At 67.3% G+C, this 783-nt stretch carries 1 protein-coding gene; it reads right to left on the reverse strand.

The features are described 5' to 3' along the window. Positions 1–42: 42 nt before the first annotated feature. Complete coding sequence (locus J0A65_RS24635) at positions 43–726, reverse strand: alpha/beta fold hydrolase (RefSeq protein WP_206596876.1); 684 nt, start codon at positions 724–726, stop codon at positions 43–45. Positions 727–783 lie beyond the last annotated feature (57 nt).

Raw genomic sequence — 783 nt, forward strand, 5'->3', positions numbered from 1 at the left:
CGCTGGGCTGGTAGGGGCTGGCGTGGGTATCTGCCACAGTCGCTAGCCTTGCTGCTGCGCGATGTCTGCCAGGAAGGTGCGAATCGCCTGTGCGCAGGCGTGTGGGCGTGCCTGCAGAATGAAATGCGGCCCGTCCAGGCGGACCTGGCGCAGGTCATCGCAATGCGCGGCCAGGCTGCCGCCTGCCTTGGCCGCAATCAGACGATCCTGTTGTGGCCATAGCTGCAGGGCGGGCAAGGTGAGACGCCCTTGCACTGCCCGCAGTCCGGCCAGGCTGCCGAGGCGGGCACGTAGCAGCGCTTGATCCAGACTGCGAATTTCCTCCTGTACCCGTCTCAGGACTGCATCCTCGACGTCGCGACCCAGGCCCAGCGCGCGCAGTACCGGCGCGTGCGTGACCAGTGCCGGTGGCATGGGCATGTGCCTGAGCAGCGCGAGAAACGGGGACGGGCGGGTCAGGAAGGTGGCGGCGAAGATGACGGCGCGCAGGCCCTCGGGTTTTCGCCGCGCCAGGCGAAACGCCAGTGGGCCCGAGAAGGATTCACCCAGCAGCACGAAGGGGGCATGCCCCAGTTCAGCGAGCAACCTGTCGGTCAGGCTGGCGTAATCCTGCGGGCCTTGATCCGGGAGTGCGAGCGGCTGGCAGTCGACATCCTGCAGCGCGTCGAGCAGAGGGGCGAAGAGGTTGCTGCTGCCGTTGAGTCCTGGCAGCAGCACCAGACGCATCAGGCGTCTCCTGCCAGCTTGCGGTCGTACTGGAAGCGCCAGCGGGTGTAGAGCAGG

This window comes from Bowmanella yangjiangensis, assembly GCF_017255015.1.
Lineage (GTDB): Bacteria > Pseudomonadota > Gammaproteobacteria > Enterobacterales > Alteromonadaceae > Bowmanella > Bowmanella yangjiangensis.

Coding starts and splice junctions, on each gene's coding strand:
- J0A65_RS24635 (WP_206596876.1), bottom strand. CDS start 726: ATGCGTCTGGTGCTGCTGCCAGGACTCAACGGCAGCAGCAACCTCTTC.